This window comes from candidate division WOR-3 bacterium (assembly GCA_039803925.1).
Classification (GTDB): domain Bacteria; phylum Hydrothermota; class Hydrothermia; order Hydrothermales; family JAJRUZ01; genus JBCNVI01.
This window is the reverse complement of the sequence record JBDRZL010000001.1, coordinates 79116-96863: the sequence shown is the minus strand read 5'-3', so window position 1 is coordinate 96863 and position 17748 is coordinate 79116. Positions and strand designations below refer to the sequence as shown.

The following is a 17748-nucleotide window of genomic DNA, read 5'->3' as shown; positions in this document are numbered from 1 at the left end:
GGTTAAATTATGTGGATTTTTATTTTAATAGCACAAATAAACCTAACTATAAAAAATCCAAGTTTTGAGAACTGGATAGATACAACAACACCTGAGGATTGGAGTGTAAATCATCCTGTTGCTTTACCTGTTTATAAGGAAAGGAATATTGTTAATGAGGGAATTTATTCTATAAAAGTTGAAAGAAAAAGTAAAACAACAAATTATACTGATGCTTTAGAGCAATTTGTTCCTGTTGATTATCAAGGATTAAACTACAAAATAAAATTTTTTGTATTTGACAATGACCCTGATGTAAGAGGGAGAATTTACTGTACCTGGTGTGCTCAGGATTCAAGTTCACTAAATGATTACTTTTTTTCATCTTATTCAACAGATTCTCCTTTCTGGCAGGAGTTAATAGCTGAAGAGGTTGCTCCATCTGGTGCATTTTGGATTAAACTTACTTTAAGAATTTATCTTCAAACAGGTTCTACTGATTCACTTGGATTTATTTTTTACGATAACGGTATAGGACTTGAAATAAATGAAAAAACAAAAATATATTTCACTAAAAGTTACGAAAAAAAAGATAAAATTTTCTATGATATTTTAGGAAGAAGAAATGAAAAAGCAAGAATAATTTTCTTAAAAGGGAAAGAAAACAAAAAAGTATTAAAAATAAAATAATTGGTTGATTCTCTTTTTTTTGCTCTCTATTTAAATGCCTATTTAGCTTCAAAGAAACAAATTCTTGAAAAAACATTTGAATATGCAAAAGAGAACATAATAAATGGGATAGTTGTAGATGTTAAAGAATCAGGATACATTTTTTATGATACTAAAAATAAAATTGTTAAAGATTTTCACATTGTTAGACCACTTTTAAAAGACTTAAAAGAATATGTTAGAAAAATAGAAGAAAATAATTTAAAACCAATTGCAAGATTTGTATGTTTTGTTGAATATAGTTTAGCACAGGAAAAGCCAGATTGGTTTATACTGGATAAAAATACAGGAAAGCCATGGAAAGATAAACATGGTGCATATTGGTTAAATCCTTATAAAAAAGAAGTAAGAAATTATCTAATAAGCATTTTAAAAGAATTAAAAGAGTGCGGATTTAAGGAAATACACCTTGATTATGTTAGATTTCCCTCTGATGGTGATTTAGATTTAATTTTTTATGAAGGTATGGGAAAAATAAGTAAGGAAAAGATAATAGAAGATTTTTTAAAAGAAGTTAAAGATAGTTTAAAGGATGTTACATTAACAGCATGCACCTATGGATTCGTTTGCTTCTGGGGAAAGGTAAAAAGGGAAGGTCAGGATTTAGAGTTAATGGGTAAACATCTTGATAAATTTGCTTTTATGTTATACCCTTCCCATTTTGGGAAAAACTTTTTATTCATTGAAAGAAATAATGAAAATTTCTATGGTAGAGAATTTCTAATATATGCTCTTGCACCATTAAGGGCAAAGGGTATAATAAATACAAAAATTTCTGTTTATGTCCAGGCATTTGACTTAAGAGCTCCTTCTTTCGGAAAAGATTATATAAAGGCTCAATTAGAAGGAGCCTATCTTTCAGGTGTCAGAGAATTTTATTTTTGGAATGCAAGGGGAAGTTATGAAGAAGCAATAAAGGCAATAAAAGAATTTAAAGAAGAAATAAAAAAGAAAAATAAAATTTTAATTAAAAAAGAAAAAAAAGTGATAACTTTATATTAAAATTTTTCCTAACAGCATTTAAAAAATTTTATATTTTTTTAAAAAAGTTCTTTTTTAATCCTTATATTCAACAAGTTTTAATTCATAAAAACCTTCATCTTTTTTACCCATCCTTATATAAAGGGGTAAAGCTACATCTTCCGCCCATACTATAACCCATACTTCTTTTCCATTTTCTTTAACAATCATCTTCTTCCCTTTTTTACCAGCATAAGTTTCAGAACCTTTCACTTCTACTTCAGTTAAATTACCAGATTCATCCTTTTGTTTCCAGTAAGAACCTTCTTCAGTACTGATTCCAATTACTCCAAAATAATAAGCCCAAGCTGGAGAAAATAGAGCCACTGCAAGAGGTGCAAGATAAGGGTTAAAAATAGATTGAGATATTATTGCTCCAGCTATATCATCTTTATTTTCAACAGTAGTGGTAAATGAACCCTCACTTTCTCCATATTTACCTTCAATTTTAATTTTATATTTTTCTCCAGATTTTGAAATTTGTATAATTTCATATCCTGTTTTTGTTTCTTTATCTTCTACTCCCCTTACTTCGTATTTAAAAAATTCAGAACCTTTAAAACTATATGGAATCCATTCAGAAGTTTCAGTTTTAACCTTTGGTAAAGCTGGGTATGGTATCTGAGAAATAAAAAAAACCAAAAATATTTTTAACATTTTTTTATAAGGTTTAAAAAGGGATTCGAACCCTTTTAAAAAGAACTATATTTTTACTTAACAAAAATAAATTTCCTTATTTTTTCCTTTTCCTTTGTTTTAATTTTAACAAAGTAAGTACCCTGTCCTATTTTTTTACCTCTTTCATCAACTGCATTCCAGAGAACATAGTAAACACCAGGTTCTTTTTCCTCTTTTAAGAGTGTCTTTATCTTTCTTCCTGTAATATTATATACACTTATTTCAACCTCTGTTTTTGAAGGTATTCCGTAAACAAATTTAACATAATTATCCTTTGAAATAGAACTGAGAACATTAAAGAAGAACTTTTTGGGTATTTCCCTTACCTTTTCTAAAACTCCTGTGAATTGATAATAGCCTGTGTCAGGATCTCTACCAGGATTTTTCCACCAGGAAGAGTCACGGGAAAAGAGATAAAATTCAATAAGATTAACCCCTTGAGAAACAGGTATTGAATAATAATATTTTGTATTTTTAACACTGTCATGGGTTATGAAATTAAAGGAAGAACCATCAAATCTATATCCAAGGGAATCGTAAAGAAGGCCTGTCCAGTCAGTTATATCTGAAGAAACATAAAGAGTGTTATTCATTATATCAAAACTTGTATTCTGATATAAAGGTCCTTCAAAATCTACATTTATCTTAGCTTCATTGGAATATTCTGAAAAAGTATCGGGATTTACATAATTTGTTTTTACTACGTAGTAGTAAGTTGTGTTTGTATTCACATCTAAATCTGTAAAGAAAGTCTGTGTTGTAGTACCAATTGATGTATAAGGACCTCCAGGTGTCAAACTCCTCAAAATTTCAAAATTACCTATCCCAAGAAGCTGGTAATATAAATTAGGTTTTTTGAAAGTTTCTCTTCCTTCAATTAAATATTTCCTCAGCTGTGAAGTTAAAATTATATTTTTTTCATTATCAGAAAATAGTTCTTCTTCAACTTTGATATTTTTCTCTTTTATTCTTTTAACTGAAGACAAAATTTGCGGTGAATATGAAACAAAGGAGGAAATGACAAAATCATATGGGAAAATAAACCATCCTGAACCAGCATTATACTTATTCCTTGTTGTTCTTGATGTGTCATCTGAAACAATAAAAGGAGTATTAACACCTAACCATCTTATTCCCACATGAAAATCTCCTGAATTTATAACAATATTCTGTGAAGATAGATTAAAAATTTCAAAATTGGGATACAAATTTGTAATAATAACTGTGTCTGAGTAAATAACATTACCCGGGTTACCATAACCATCATCTTGCCAAACAATTAGTTCAGCAGTATCAGTAAATAAATAAAACATCATAGCAATTGCCTCTATTTTGCAAGGATGATATTGGGGCGTAAATCTTGTAGCAATCATACTTCCATCTGCAAATCCCCAAGCATAAGTAGGTATGCCATAGTAATAAATTTCTTCATAAGGAGCATTCCATTTGAGTTTTACATCATTCTGTCCTTGAATTCCATAAGCAATTAAATTTGATGAGGGAAGCGGATAAAGAACATAGAAAGAATAAGTTTGAGTTATTGCTGTATTGTTTGCGTAATCTTTTGCTTTTAAATAAAAATCAACAAGTTTCCCGGGTGATTGATCCGGTATCTGAAATGTAAAGGTGTCTCCAGAAATTGAAATGTGCCCTATTTGATAAACAATGTCATCCACGATATAATAAAGGGAATCATTAGCAATACCCGAAATATCCCTTATTATTGCTTTTACAGTAAATGGACCATGATAAGCATTTTGCGGAACCTTAATTAGAGAAATTGTTGGTCCCTCATTATCAGGAACAAAATTTATCGAAAAATTGTCAATATACCACCACCATTCATTATAAGCAACATAATGAAAGGCTATTTTTACATTGTCCATTCCATTTACATATGGAGTAATATCAAAATATTTGGTTCCAGAGTCATCCTGATTAGAATACATTGCAATTTTTATCCAGGTATTTCCTCCATCAGTGGATAACAAAACTCTTCCTGAATCAAGTCTTGAAGTTGTAAAATCATTATAATAATGCCAAAAAGAAAGGGTATATGTTCCATACTGTGAACAATTGAATCTCGGAGATATGAGCCAGTCATCACTCCATTCAACAGGAGAAAAGTATATTCTTGCTACAGTCCTTTGAGGATTTGTAGAGACATATCTGTGCCAGTCATTGTTGTTAAGAACCTGAGGTGATTCACTCCCCCCATCAACAATTACCCATCCACAGAAAGGAGGTTCACTTGAATTTAGCCAGTTCTCATCAAAATTCTTAGTATAAGGAGGAATATGATATAAAGGACATACTCTAAAAGTGATACTTGATACATCATTTGAAGAATTTTGATCACCTTGAAGTTTTGTTCCAACATAAAGAGTAATAATGCCTGTATCCTGTGGAACAAAAGGAACAGAAAATGTAAATGTATCTATTTCATTTAATTCAAGAGAACCTGTCCAGTCTTCCCAGACTGTATCTGTCCCTCCTGTTGTATAAAATAAAAGAGTGTTAGTTAATGTTGCAAGACCAAAATTTTTAAGAATAGCCTTAACACTCATACTGCTTCCATAAATAAAGGGCTTTGGAGGAGGAAAAACATAAGTAATTCCAGCATCATTAACAGGGGCAGTTGGGGTTGTTGCGAATATTCTTACAGAATCAATAAACATATTGTTACCATATCCACTCCTTGCAAGAAATGAAACATATAATGTTTTATTTGCTTGAAAATCTCCAATTTCAACATCATGCCTAACCCATGAAGCAGTAGGTGAATATCTTGCAAATCCAGCTACTCTCTGAAATGTGACAGCATCATAAGAATACTCAATAATTATTGAATCTGGATTTGTAGGATATCCAGGGTCATGATACATATAAAATCTCAATTTTATTTTTTTCGGTGTGCTTCCAACATTAAAAGGATGTGTAATAAGCCTTGCTTTTGAACCTGAAGAAGCATAGTAAGACCTGTATCCAGCCACTGCATATCCTTCAAAAACCGGAGCAGAAGGATATGTAGGTGATGTGATCCTTTCCCAGTTATAAGATCCTGTAACAATTAATCGTTGCCATGAAGTTGGTGGAACTGTTGAGTTTGAAGGTGGAAAAAGTGTTGAATTAAATCCAGAGGCAGATCTTGTAGAATCATTATATACCTCTAAATGTAAAGATGTTCTATCATTAACCGTATTCTGGTCTCCTGTCAAGTCTGTTTTTACATAGAGTGTATCCATTCCAAGAAAATTGATTGTTACAGGAATTTTAACAATATCAGTCCCGAAAGGAGGAAGTGTTCCTGTATATAAATAACTGCCTGTTAAGGGGTTTGTCTTGAAATTATAATTAATATAAAAGTTTGATTGAGAAGAATAACCTGCATTAAAAATTCCAACAATAATTGTATCAGGCTGATTTACTATGGCAGTATAGTTTTTCATTCTTATCCAGTATGTTCCTATATCATCAGAGTAAACTATCTGCTCACCCTCCACAAGAGAACCACCTCCACTTAGAACAAATTCCTGATTATAAGATCTATGTCTATTAACATCACCGACTGCAACACCATAATCAGCATAGCCTCCTCTTGTCTTTGGTAGAGCCCTTACCCAGCCTGATCCACCTGGACCAATCCAGAAAACTACAGGAACTCCTGTTGTAGCGCTTCCTGGAGTAATTATAAGTTCATTTCCATAGTTGTCAGTTATAACATCACCAAAAGCAATATCATTATCTGAAGTTCCCCATGTGCTTGTCCAAGCCCAAGCCCTTCCTCTCCATGAAGAACCAGTCCAGTTCCAAACAGAAACCTGGTATGTTGTTGAACTATGAACTACAGCAAACTCATTCCCTGGAAGAGATAAATCTATATCTCCTACTACAACATCCCATGAAGCAGCAGCAGTTCCAGTTATAGTTGAAACCTGCCAAGATGAACCATTCCAATATATCATCCATATATAAGAAGAACCTACTACATATATTTCATTACCAAAAAGATCAGGTCTTACATCACCAATTGCTACTCCTCTTGAAGGTGCTCCTGATAAGGGAATGGTGGTTATATCCCATGAGCTTCCTGTCCATATAACTCTTAATACATGAGGGGTAGTAGTTGAACTTACAGCTAAAACAATTTCATTTGCAATACCATCATTATCAGCATCCCCTATAACTATATCATATACAGCAGCAGAAGCATTAAAAGAATTAACAAGAACCCATGAGGAAGCAAGTGCATCCCATTCAAACCAGTAAACAGTATAAGGAGAAGCAGCGAGTCCTACAATTATATCAGTATATTCATCACCATCTATATTTCCCACTGCAACTGAATATGCACTACCACCTGAAGGGAACTGGTAAGGTGTTTCAATTCTGAATTTACCTTTTCCAAAACCTGTTTTTGAGGTATCAGTTGCAATCACAAGATACCTTGTTCCGCCAGACTGAACAGTGATAATTCTCAAAGTATCATCAGATTGACCTTTAAAATACCTCCCTATGGCAACCTCTCTTGTTAGATTGGCTGTATTTCCGCTCCATATTCTGTTTGTATCAAAAACTGGAGCAGGTAATTTAAAATCCTGTATATTTGGTTTTAGAATGAACAATTCAGGTTCAGCTATTTCTTTTGCCTGGACAGGAGAATTCAAAAGAAATAAGCTTACTACAATTAAGACACTTTTTATTTTTTTGTACATATAAAACCTCCTTTTTAAAAAAAAATTATAAAATACTTAAACAAAATAATTCAATCTGAGTTATAATTTTCAAAAAATTTTTTTTTAAATTCATAAAATCTATCCTCCTTTATGCTTTCTCTTATTTTTCTCATCAAATTTATGTAAAAATAGACAGAATGATAGGAAGCAAGGTAAAGTCCGAGATACTCTTCAGCATTAAAAAGATGTCTTATATAGGCTCTTGAAAAATTTCTGCAAACAAAACAATCACACTCTGGATCCAAAGGTCTATCATCATCTGAATAAATTGAATTTTTAATTCTTATTTTCCCTTCAGAAGTGAATACAAGACCTGTTCTTGCATTTCTTGTTGGAAGAACACAATCAAAAAGATCTATACCATTTTCAACGCAGAAAAAAATATCTTCGGGATAGCCAACCCCCATAATGTATCTTGGCTTTTCTTCAGGAAACATATCAATTATTTCTTTTATTACTTCTTCCCTAATTTCTTGTGGCTCCCCAACTGCAAGACCTCCAATAGCATAACCATCAAAATCAAATTCAAGAAGTTTCTCAATCCCCCTTTTTCTCAAATCAATGTATGTGGAACCTTGAGAAATTCCAAATATATAAGGTCTATTTAATAAATCCTTTGTCTTGTTTTTAAAATATTCTAAACTTTTTTCAGCCCATTTAAGCGTGAGATTCAATGATTTCTCAGCATAGGATTTTTCAGCAGGATAAGAAGGACATTCATCAAGAACCATTATAATATCTGAACCAAGTTTTAACTCAATATCAATTACTTTGTAAGGAGTAAAGAAAACCCTTTTACCATCAATATGAGATTTAAACTCAACTCCTTCTTCATTAATCCTTCTTAAATCCGATAAAGAAAAAACCTGAAAACCGCCAGAATCAGTTAAAATTGAACCATGAAAACCCATAAACTTATGAAGACCTCCAAATTTTTCAATCAAATCTTCACCAGGTCTTAAGTGAAGATGATATGTATTTGAAACTATTATTTCAACCCCTATTTCCTTTAAATCCCTTGGAGAAAGAGTTTTAACTGTTCCCTGCGAAGCAACTGGCATAAAATTTGGCAAATTAACTTCACCATGAATAGTTTTTAAAACCGAAACTCTTGCTTTGTTTTCTTTTGATTTCTTTATTATTTTAAACATTATAATTAAATTTTATGAAAGGAATAACCCATTTTACATTCGGACTTGCCCTATCCACCTTTTTCCCTGATCTTCTTAAATCAGCAGCAGATAGAGGTACTCTTGACCTTGTCTGGGGAGGGATAGGTGGATATTTACCTGATTTTTTAGATTTTAAAATATATAGATTTTTAGAAAAATGGGATTTTGAATTTGAGCCAGATCCTGAAGGAAAGGATCCAGAAGAAATTATAAACATTTTTGAAAAGGCATTAAAAAAAGCATGGGAAGAAAAAAGGGAAGTAAGAATAAAACTTCATACCCTTTTAATAGGCCCTGATTTATGGAGAAGATACGGAATAATTCTTGATGAGGAAAATAAAAGAATAACAGCCTATTATGGTCCAAAGGTAAATACATCACAGATCCCTGTGCCCTTAGAGCAGGAAGAAAGAAGAGAAAAATCAAAAGAATTTGAAATTCCATTTGAATATAAATATAGAGAAATAACCGTTGATATCTTTTCTGGACCCTCAATTGCTTTTATACCAGAAGAGGATAAAATAAAAATAGTATTTATACCCTGGCACAGGGAATGGACTCACGGGTTTTTACCAGCTACTCTTTTTTCTTTTTTACTCGGTTTCTTTTTATATCTTATTAAAAGCCCTTTTTACATTCAAAACTCCTTGATTTTTTTTATAGGATTTATGTCTCATGGATTTCTCGATCAATTGGGTTATATGGGAGTTAATTTTTTCTGGCCTTTAACAAAAAAAAGAATACCCGGTTTTGGTTTGGCAGAATCAATCAATCCCATGATAAATTTCATAACAATCTGGTTTTCTGTTTCTCTTATTATTTTTAACATTATAAGATTTACACCTTCAGAAAGTTATAGTGTAAACCCTTACATTTTCTTTTTAATTTCAGGAGTTTTAATTCCTTTTTCTCTTTTATTGTTATCAAAACTTTATGCTCAGAGAAAGGGTATAATCTTTAATGAAGAAGAGGAGGACGAAAACCCCTTTAAAAACTTTTAATTTTTAAAGTTCTTCCAAACCCTTTTTTAATCTTTCAATACCTTCATCAATTTCCTCATAGGTTATAGTAAGGGGAGGTGTTATTCTGACTGTCATTAGATGAGTTTCCTTTGTTATTATTCCATGTTTTAAAAGTATTTCAGCGAATTTTTTACCTGTTCCATATTCCTTATTTATTTCTACACCTATAAGAAGACCCTTTCCCCTTATTTCTTTTATTTTTTTGGAATCAATTTCCTTTAATTTTTTCATTAAATATTCTCCTTTTTCTCTTGCCTGATCCGGGAGTTTTTCCCTTTCCATTTCAAGAATTGATTCAATTCCAATCACACAGGCAAGAGGATTTCCCCCAAAAGTGCTTCCATGAGAACCAGGATCCATAAGAGATAGAATTTCTCTTTTTCCAGCAACTGCTGAAACAGGCATAATTCCACCCCCTATTGCTTTTCCAACTGTTATCAAATCAGGTTTTACACCTTCCCACATATAGGCAAAAGGCTTACCAGTTCTACCCATACCTGTTTGAATTTCATCAAGAATCATAAGTATATTTTCCTCATCGCACAATTTCCGAACATCTTTCAAAAAACCATCATAGGGCACATAAACTCCGCCTTCTGCCTGAATGGGTTCAAATAAAACTGCAACTGTATTTTTTGTAATTTTCTTTTTTAATTCTTTTAAATCACCAAATTTGACAATTTTAAATCCAGGGGTAAAAGGTCCAAAACCATCTCTATACTCTTCATTTGTTGAAAAACTTATTACTGTTATTGTTCTTCCATGAAAGTTTCTCTCCATTACTATTATCTCAGCCTTATCTTTGGGAACTTTCTTAATTCTATAACCCCATCTACGAGCTGTCTTAAGAGCAGTTTCAACTGCTTCAGCACCAGTATTCATAGGCAAAACCATCTCCATACCTGAATATTCAGCAAGAACCTTAGCAAATAGAACAAGCTCAGGATATATAACATGCCTGCCTGTTAAAGTGAGTCTTTCCATCTGTTTTTTAGCTCTTTCAATTATTCTTCTATTGAGATGCCCATGTGAGAGTGCTGAATAACAACCTATAAAATCAAGATACTCCTTTCCATCTATATCATAAACTCTTGAACCAGAGCCTCTTTTTATCCATACAGGAAAAGGTTTATAATTAGGGGCAAGATGATTTTCTTTAATATTTTCAAGCTCTTCCTTAGTAAGTGAATTTAAAAATAGCTCTATTTCAGTATTTAAAAGTTTTTGAATCATTTTAAAAAAAATTTTTTGATTTAAGGGATTGAACCTTTGAATTTATTAAGGAAAAACTTTAAAATTAATTATAAGGTAAAAAAAATGAATTTTGAAATATATATAGATGAACTAACAGAATTAAAAAACAGGAGATATCTCCTCGAAAAGGGGGAAGAAATTTTAAAAAATTGGAAAGAAGGAACTTTTATCATATTTGACCTTGACAATTTTAAAGAAATTAATGATAAATTTGGACATTTAAAAGGAGACGAGGTTCTAAAAGGTATATCAAAAATTTTATACGCGGTATTTGAGGGAGAAAATAATGAAGTTTTACGATATGCAGGTGATGAATTTATTATCATAACAAAAATAAAAGATAGAAGTACTATAGAAGAAAAAAGCAAGAAACTTTTGGAAACAATTAGAAATTACCCCTATGGAATAGATTATGGCTTAGGAAAAATTAATTTAGGGGCAAGTATGGGAATATCAAATTTTCCCGAAGACGGATTTTCCATTCAGGAATTATTTGAAAAATCTGATTCAGCCCTTTATTACTGTAAAAAGAGGGGAAAATTCCAATACAGATTTTATTCGGAAGTAGAAGAAGAAATAAAAAAGGAAAAGTTTCTTAAAGAAAAAGGAACTCCTGAAGAAATTGTTGATAGAGAGAAAGAAGTTGAAATGTTCAGGAATTTCATTAAGAAAAAAGAAAAACCTATACATTTAAAAGGTATTCATGGAATAGGAAAAACAAGATTAATTTCTTTTTTTATTAATGAACTTCTAAAAGAAGGTAAAAAATTTATAAATATAACATTTAAATTCGATCTTAAAGATGTTCCCTTCTCTTCCCTTTGTGAATACTATGGTAAAAGATTTGAAGATATTCCATTTATAATAAAAGAAAAAATTGAAAAAGGCGAGATTGATTTTATTATCCTTGACGATATTGACTATATTGATAAGTACTCAAAGGAACTTTTTAAAGTAATATCAAAGGATTTTCCCTCAATTCTTTCAGCTGGAACAGATTCTGTGGAATGGGGAAATATAGAAATAGAATTGCAACCCCTAACAAAGGAAGTGTTAATAGAATATATAAAAAAAATAATTCCTGAATTAGAATTACGAGAGGATTTTGTTGAATGGATATCTAAAATATCTAAAGGAGTACCCTATTTAATTGAAGAATGTATAAGGTATTCAATTTTTAATAACATTATTAGTGTAAAGGGTTCCAAATTTATTTTGAATGAATTACCACAAAAAAAACCTGAAAGCATAACTGAAATTTATTATGAAAAAATAAAATCTCTTGATAGAGAATTAAGAAATTTTATAGCATCTCTTTCGGCTCTTGGAAAATCTTTTAAAATAAATGTGGCTTCCAAGTATATAGGAATAAATCCAGGAAGATTCATAGATCTTGCAGACAAAGCAGTAAATCTTCATATTCTTGAACCCTCTGGCAGGGATTCCTATTCCTTTTTAAATGAAAATTTCAGATTGTTTATATATGAAAAACTATCAGATGATTCAAAAAGAAAGATGCATAAAAGGGTTATTGAAATATTTGAGAAAATAAAGGATATTCCCGAAGAAGTTTTAATTGGAACCTTAGCATTCCACTCAAAACTTGCAGGAGAAACAAAAGAAGCAATGGAAGCTTCACTTAAATTATCTCAGCTTGCTAAACGGCTTGAAGAAAGAGAAGATATTAAAAAACTCCTTGAAAGAAGAAAAACTTTAAAAATAAAAGAAATACCAACAGCACCTCCTCCTACTTCAAGTGACTTCCCTTTCATAACGGAAAATATAATCTCTCTTTTTGGTGCACTTGAATCCTATAGAATTTATCCTGAAAATTCAAAAATTGTTTTTGATAACATTTTAAAACTTAAAAATAATTTAAATAATCTTCTAAAAATAAGAAAATCTTTTACAATTTCAAACCATGAGGGGAATTTAATTGTTGACGGGGTTCTATTCCCGAACCAGAGGCTACTTGCAGCACAGAAAATAGTTGAACTTTTAAATGAATATGAAATTCAATCTATATCCTTTGTTTATGAAGTTGATGAAAAAGAACTAAAAACTTTACTTCAAATATTATCAAAAAGGTCATCTGAAGTAAAAAGCAAAGGAGGTATAGAAAATCTTGAAGAAATTGAAGAACTTAAAAATATATTTATAAATCAAAAAGTTTACATAGCCTTAGGAGAAGAGCTTGAAGCAATTAAAAAAATACCCCAGGATATAGATAAAAAAATAAAGGAAGTTCTGAATTTAATGAAAAATGTTCCTGATGGAAAGGAGTGGATTTATAAACTGAAAGATTTAATAAGAGAACTTAAAAGCGAAGATTTAAAAAATTTATTTTATGAAATACCTGAAGATGAAAAAATTTTAAAAGAATTTTCAAAGCTTGAAGCAAAAGAAGCACTGAAGGTAAGGGAAACACTTGAAAATGAACTTATAGATGCAGAAAAAATGGGTAAAGTTGAAGAAGCTATAAAAATAAAAAAAATTATAAAATATATTCCTGAAAAGGAGAAACTGTTAAGTGAAGAAAAAATAAAAATATTAAACTACGAGAAAGAAGACTTATTAAAAGATGAGGTACAAAAAATTTTAAAAGAGGTTTTTGAAAGTTTAAGTATTGATGAAAAAAGACAGATTTTAAAAAAAATAATAGAAAACCTTTCTGACCAAAGTGCTTTATTAAAAAGAAAAACACTTGAAATTATTGAAAAATATTTAGAATATGATAGTGATTACATTTTAAGAGAAATAACAAAATACATAAAAAAAGAAAAAGAAGAAGAAATTATAAAAAGTTATTTAAAAATATTTATAAATAAAATAGAAGAAAAAATTGAAAAAGGAGAATTTGAAGAAATTCAGGATTTTGCTGAAATTGTTACAAAGACTAATTTTCCAGAAGTAGAAGAAAGGCTTTTGAATAAATTAACTGATAAATATGTTAACTTGAAAAAAAGAGGGTTAAAGGATGAATTAATTAGAATTAGAGTTCTTTTCAGAATTATGGAAGGAATTTCAATACCCTATTTACTTGAAAAAGTTGAAAAAGAAACTCTTTTATCTGATCTTTTGAAAGAAATGTTTAAAGAGAAAATCAAAAGTTCCGAAGAATTCTTATACCAGGAATTAAAAAAAGAAATGCCTATTAAAACACTTGAAATATTTTTTGATACAGCTATTGAGGAAAATATTAAAATTGAATTAAACATTTTAAAAAGATTTCTTGAGCATAAATCAGATTTAATAAAACTAAAAGCTATAGAACTAATTATAATTGGATATAGGGATGAAGGAATTAAAATAATAGAAAATCTATTTGAAAAGGTAAATGAAACTCTTAAGAGAGAACTTATAAAGCTAATAGGAAAATACAATTTAGAACCCCTTGTAAAAATACTTATTAAATTTATAGAAAAAAAAGGTAAACTGCAACCTGAACCAGAACCAGCTATTGTTAGAGAAGTTATAAATTCCCTTTCAAATTTTAAAGAAAATTTTGAAATTGGAAATGCTTTTATTGAGGCTTTAAAACCAGAAAGCCCACTTTCGCCTAAAAAATCAAAACCACCAGAAATAAAAATACTTATAATAAGAGCATTAAAAAATTTTGAACCCTTACCTGAATGGATAGAGGTTATTGAGAAATTAACAAATGATCCAAATGTATCAGTTAAAAGTTCAGCCAAACTTTTATTACAGGAATGGAAGAAGAAATTAGAGAAATAGAACATACTGCTGATATAGGTTTTATAGTAAGAGCAAAAGATATTGAGTCTTTAATTAAAAAAATTTCCCTTATACTTTCAAATGTTATGGTTGATAAAGAAACTATCGAAATTAAAGAAACAAAAAATTTTGAAGTAAAAATTGAAGAAGAAGATTTTATTGTAATTGATGTTTTAAGAGAGCTTTTATATTTTTTTGATACAGAAGGTTTTATTTGGAGGGATGTAAAAGTAAATATTAAAGGAAATATTATATTACTTGAATTAAAGGGTGAAAAATTTGATAATAAAAAACACAAATTAAAGAAGGATGTAAAGGCAGTTACATATCATGATTATTATCTTGAGAAAAAGGAGAATTTTTACGAGACAAGATTTATTCTTGATATTTAATTTCTTTATAATAGATAGATGAAAGAAATTCTTGAAATAAAGGAAAAATTTATTAATGTAAAAAAGGAACTTGCAAAAAGTATAATTGGCCAGGAAGAAGTAATAGACAAAATTTTAATAACTTTAATTGCAAGGGGTCATGCTCTCATAGTTGGGGTTCCAGGACTTGCAAAAACGATGATAGTTAAAAATTTAGCCTCACTACTTGACCTTGATTTTAAAAGAGTTCAGTTTACACCTGACCTCATGCCCTCTGATATCACAGGAACAGAGATGATATATGAAAATCCTGAAACAAAGATAAGAGAATTTAAATTTGTAAAGGGTCCAATATTTACAAACTGTCTACTTGCTGATGAGATAAATAGAACACCACCCAAGACTCAATCTGCTCTTCTTGAAGCAATGCAGGAAAAAAGAGTTACTGTTGCAGGAACAACTTATAAACTGGAGGAGCCCTTTTTTGTTCTTGCAACACAGAACCCAATAGAACAGGAGGGAACTTATCCTCTTCCTGAAGCACAACTTGATAGATTTATGCTTGAGATAAGAATAAATTATCCATCTGAGGAAGAGGAAATAAAAATAGCAAAACTTGTAGAAAAGGAAGAAATAAAATATGAAAAGATACTTACAAAAAGAGAAATAATTGAAATTCAAAATATGGCTAAGAAAATTCCTGTTCCAGATTTTATATTGAAATATGCAGTAAGACTTGTAAGAGAAACAAGACCTGAAACAAGTGAAATAGATTTTGTAAAAAGGTATGTGAGATATGGTGCTGGACCAAGGGCTTCTCAATTTTTAATTATCGGTGCTAAAGCAAGAGCAATTTTAAAGGGAACCCCTTCTGTTGAAATAGAGGATATAAATTACCTTATTGAACCTGTTTTAAGACATAGAATAATTTTAAACTTTTATGCAGAAGCTGATAATATTAAAGTTGAGGATATAATCAATAAAATAAGAGAACATGTAAAGTGGGAAAAATATGTTAATGTTTAATCTTTTAATCTTTTCATTAATTTACCTTTCAAAATACGAAGGTATTATAAATCCACCGGGTGCTGAATTTGTTGTTAAAAGCATAGAGAAAGCAGAAAAAGAAGAAGCGGATATTTATATTTTACAACTTGATACTCCAGGTGGTCTTGACGAATCAATGAGAATAATAGTAAAGAAAATTTTTGATAGTAAAATTCCTGTATGTGTTTATGTTTTTCCATTAGGTGCAAGGGCTGCATCTGCTGGTGCTTTTATTACAGTAGCTGCACATATTGCAGCAATGTCACCTGGAACTAATATAGGTGCAGCCCATCCTGTTTCAATCCAAGGTCAAATGGATTCTATAATGGTAAAAAAGGTTGTAAATGATGCTGTTTCCTATATTAAAAGTATAGGCTCAAAAAGGAATAGGAATATAGAAATTCTTGAAAATATGGTTAAAAAATCACTCTCCCTTACATCAGAAGAAGCACTCAATAAAAAAGTAATAGATATTGTTGCGGAATCAATTGACTCTCTACTTAAAAAAATTGAGGGTTTTGAAGTGGAAATCGGTGGTTTAAAAAAGAAAATAGAATTAAAAGATAAAAAAATAAAAAAAATTGATATGGGGTTGAGGGAAAGAATTTTAATGATAATATCCAACCCAACTGTAGCCTATATACTTTTAATACTTGGTTTTTATGGACTTTTTTTTGAAATTACACACCCTGGAGCAATTTTCCCTGGTGTTATAGGAGCAATATGCCTTATTTTAGCCTTTTATTCCTTTCAGACCTTACCTGTTAATTATGCTGGTGTTCTTTTAATTCTTCTTTCAATGATTTTATTTTTACTTGAAATAAAGGTTCAATCCCACGGAATTTTAGGAGCAGGAGGTGTTTTATCCTTGTTGCTTGGTTCTCTTTTACTTTTTCAAACTGATATTCCCTTTTTAAAAATTTCAAAATTTGCAATAGTTACTGTTATAATAACAACACTCCTCTTTTTCTTCTTCGTTATTCTTAAAGCAGTTCAAGCTCAGAGGAAAAAAACTGTTACAGGGAAAGAGGGTATGATAGGTGAAAAGGGTAAAGCTAAAAGTAATATAATAAAGGGAAAGGAGGGATTAGTATTTATTCACGGTGAGATATGGAAAGCAATAGCAGAAGAGGATATTTTAAAAGATGAGGAAATAGTTGTTGTTGGATTTGATGGGCTAAAACTTATTGTTAAGCCATTAAAGAAAGAATAAAATAAATTTTAAAAATGGGTTCTATCCCCTCTTAAAAAATTTAAAGAAAATTATGATTTACATTTATATTTTAGTTTTAGTTCTTTTTCTTATTGCTTCAATGATAAGAATCTTAAGGGAATATGAAAGAGGAGTTATCTTCAGACTTGGAAAATTTCATGCTGTTAAAGGTCCAGGACTTATAATTTTAATTCCTGTGATTGATAAAATGGTGAAAGTTTCACTTAGAACAATTACCATGGATGTCCCCCCTCAGGATGTCATAACAAAGGATAATGTCTCTGTCAAAGTGAATGCAGTAGTTTATTTCAGGGTTGTTGAACCTGCAAAGGCAATAATTGAAGTTGAGGATTACCTTTATGCAACAAGCCAGTTAGCTCAAACTACTCTAAGAAGTGTGTGTGGTCAGGCAGAACTTGATGAACTACTCGCTGAAAGAGAAAAAATAAATTTAAGACTTCAACAAATAATTGATGAACATACAGATCCTTGGGGAATAAAAGTTTCAATGGTTGAAGTAAAACATATAGATTTACCTCAGGAAATGCAGAGAGCAATGGCAAGACAGGCTGAAGCTGAAAGGGAAAGAAGAGCAAAAATAATCTCTGCTGAAGGAGAATTCCAGGCTGCACAGAAACTTATAGATGCTGCAAGAAAAATAGAAGAAAGCCCTGTTGCAATTCAGCTCAGATTTTTGCAAACACTTACAGAAATAGCAACAGAAAAGGCATCAACAATTGTGCTTCCGATACCTCTTGACCTTTTAAAACCTTTTTTAAAGAAGGAATAATT

At 30.5% G+C, this 17748-nt stretch carries 12 protein-coding genes; 8 read left to right on the top strand and 4 right to left on the bottom strand.

The window, feature by feature from the left end:
* The first annotated feature begins 9 nt into the window (after nucleotides 1–9).
* A complete protein-coding gene (locus tag ABIN17_00460; GenBank protein MEO0283532.1) occupies nucleotides 10–669 on the top strand; it encodes a hypothetical protein in 660 nt (219 codons plus the stop codon).
* Nucleotides 670–1710 carry a putative glycoside hydrolase gene (locus ABIN17_00455; protein MEO0283531.1) on the top strand — a complete coding sequence of 347 codons (1041 nt, stop codon included), beginning with the start codon at nucleotides 670–672 and terminating at the stop codon, nucleotides 1708–1710.
* A gap of 54 nt (nucleotides 1711–1764) precedes the next feature.
* On the opposite strand, the gene ABIN17_00450 is transcribed toward ABIN17_00455, so the two are convergent.
* From ABIN17_00450 to tgt, 3 genes are read right to left on the bottom strand one after another with little or no spacing between them, the layout of a single operon-like run.
* Nucleotides 1765–2385 (bottom strand): hypothetical protein, encoded by a 621-nt coding sequence (locus ABIN17_00450; GenBank protein MEO0283530.1) that lies wholly within the window; start codon nucleotides 2383–2385, stop codon nucleotides 1765–1767.
* A 53-nt stretch (nucleotides 2386–2438) separates the two neighbouring features.
* A complete protein-coding gene (locus tag ABIN17_00445) occupies nucleotides 2439–7121 on the bottom strand; it encodes a T9SS type A sorting domain-containing protein (GenBank protein ID MEO0283529.1) in 4683 nt (1560 codons plus the stop codon).
* Between the two features lie 50 nt (nucleotides 7122–7171).
* Nucleotides 7172–8293 carry a tRNA guanosine(34) transglycosylase Tgt gene (gene tgt / locus ABIN17_00440; protein ID MEO0283528.1) on the bottom strand — a complete coding sequence of 374 codons (1122 nt, stop codon included), beginning with the start codon at nucleotides 8291–8293 and terminating at the stop codon, nucleotides 7172–7174.
* Nucleotides 8294–8307: 14 nt separating this feature from the next.
* Here tgt and ABIN17_00435 point away from each other — a divergent pair, with 14 nt between their 5' ends.
* Nucleotides 8308–9315, top strand: a complete 1008-nt coding sequence (locus ABIN17_00435; protein MEO0283527.1) for a metal-dependent hydrolase — start codon at nucleotides 8308–8310, stop codon at nucleotides 9313–9315.
* Between the two features lie 3 nt (nucleotides 9316–9318).
* Here ABIN17_00435 and rocD read toward each other — a convergent pair whose 3' ends face one another.
* Nucleotides 9319–10569 carry an ornithine--oxo-acid transaminase gene (rocD, locus tag ABIN17_00430; protein ID MEO0283526.1) on the bottom strand — a complete coding sequence of 417 codons (1251 nt, stop codon included), beginning with the start codon at nucleotides 10567–10569 and terminating at the stop codon, nucleotides 9319–9321.
* Nucleotides 10570–10653: 84 nt separating this feature from the next.
* Here rocD and ABIN17_00425 point away from each other — a divergent pair, with 84 nt between their 5' ends.
* Genes ABIN17_00425 through ABIN17_00405 form a run of 5 tightly spaced genes read left to right on the top strand, consistent with a single transcriptional unit; the run spans nucleotide 10654 to nucleotide 17746 of the window.
* Nucleotides 10654–14325 carry a GGDEF domain-containing protein gene (locus ABIN17_00425; GenBank protein MEO0283525.1) on the top strand — a complete coding sequence of 1224 codons (3672 nt, stop codon included), beginning with the start codon at nucleotides 10654–10656 and terminating at the stop codon, nucleotides 14323–14325.
* Nucleotides 14301–14717 (top strand): archease, encoded by a 417-nt coding sequence (locus ABIN17_00420; protein ID MEO0283524.1) that lies wholly within the window; start codon nucleotides 14301–14303, stop codon nucleotides 14715–14717. Before ABIN17_00425 ends, ABIN17_00420 begins: the two co-directional genes overlap by 25 nt.
* Before the next feature lie 18 nt (nucleotides 14718–14735).
* The gene (locus ABIN17_00415) at nucleotides 14736–15722 is read left to right on the top strand and encodes an AAA family ATPase (protein ID MEO0283523.1); all 987 of its coding nucleotides are present in this window, start codon (nucleotides 14736–14738) and stop codon (nucleotides 15720–15722) included.
* Complete coding sequence (locus ABIN17_00410) at nucleotides 15715–16956, top strand: nodulation protein NfeD (protein ID MEO0283522.1); 1242 nt, start codon at nucleotides 15715–15717, stop codon at nucleotides 16954–16956. The genes ABIN17_00415 and ABIN17_00410 overlap by 8 nt, the downstream gene beginning before the upstream one ends.
* A gap of 52 nt (nucleotides 16957–17008) precedes the next feature.
* Nucleotides 17009–17746, top strand: a complete 738-nt coding sequence (locus ABIN17_00405) for a slipin family protein (protein ID MEO0283521.1) — start codon at nucleotides 17009–17011, stop codon at nucleotides 17744–17746.
* The last annotated feature ends 2 nt before the right edge of the window (nucleotides 17747–17748 follow it).

Excerpts from the sequence above, each read along its gene's own strand:
- ABIN17_00405 (MEO0283521.1), top strand. The coding sequence starts at position 17,009 with ATGATTTACATTTATATTTTAGTTTTAGTTCTTTTTCTTATTGCTTCA.
- ABIN17_00450 (MEO0283530.1), bottom strand. The coding sequence starts at position 2,385 with ATGTTAAAAATATTTTTGGTTTTTTTTATTTCTCAGATACCATACCCA.
- ABIN17_00435 (MEO0283527.1), top strand. The coding sequence starts at position 8,308 with ATGAAAGGAATAACCCATTTTACATTCGGACTTGCCCTATCCACCTTT.
- ABIN17_00460 (MEO0283532.1), top strand. The coding sequence starts at position 10 with ATGTGGATTTTTATTTTAATAGCACAAATAAACCTAACTATAAAAAAT.
- tgt (MEO0283528.1), bottom strand. The coding sequence starts at position 8,293 with ATGTTTAAAATAATAAAGAAATCAAAAGAAAACAAAGCAAGAGTTTCG.
- ABIN17_00445 (MEO0283529.1), bottom strand. The coding sequence starts at position 7,121 with ATGTACAAAAAAATAAAAAGTGTCTTAATTGTAGTAAGCTTATTTCTT.
- ABIN17_00415 (MEO0283523.1), top strand. The coding sequence starts at position 14,736 with ATGAAAGAAATTCTTGAAATAAAGGAAAAATTTATTAATGTAAAAAAG.
- ABIN17_00410 (MEO0283522.1), top strand. The coding sequence starts at position 15,715 with ATGTTTAATCTTTTAATCTTTTCATTAATTTACCTTTCAAAATACGAA.
- rocD (MEO0283526.1), bottom strand. The coding sequence starts at position 10,569 with ATGATTCAAAAACTTTTAAATACTGAAATAGAGCTATTTTTAAATTCA.
- ABIN17_00420 (MEO0283524.1), top strand. The coding sequence starts at position 14,301 with ATGGAAGAAGAAATTAGAGAAATAGAACATACTGCTGATATAGGTTTT.
- ABIN17_00425 (MEO0283525.1), top strand. The coding sequence starts at position 10,654 with ATGAATTTTGAAATATATATAGATGAACTAACAGAATTAAAAAACAGG.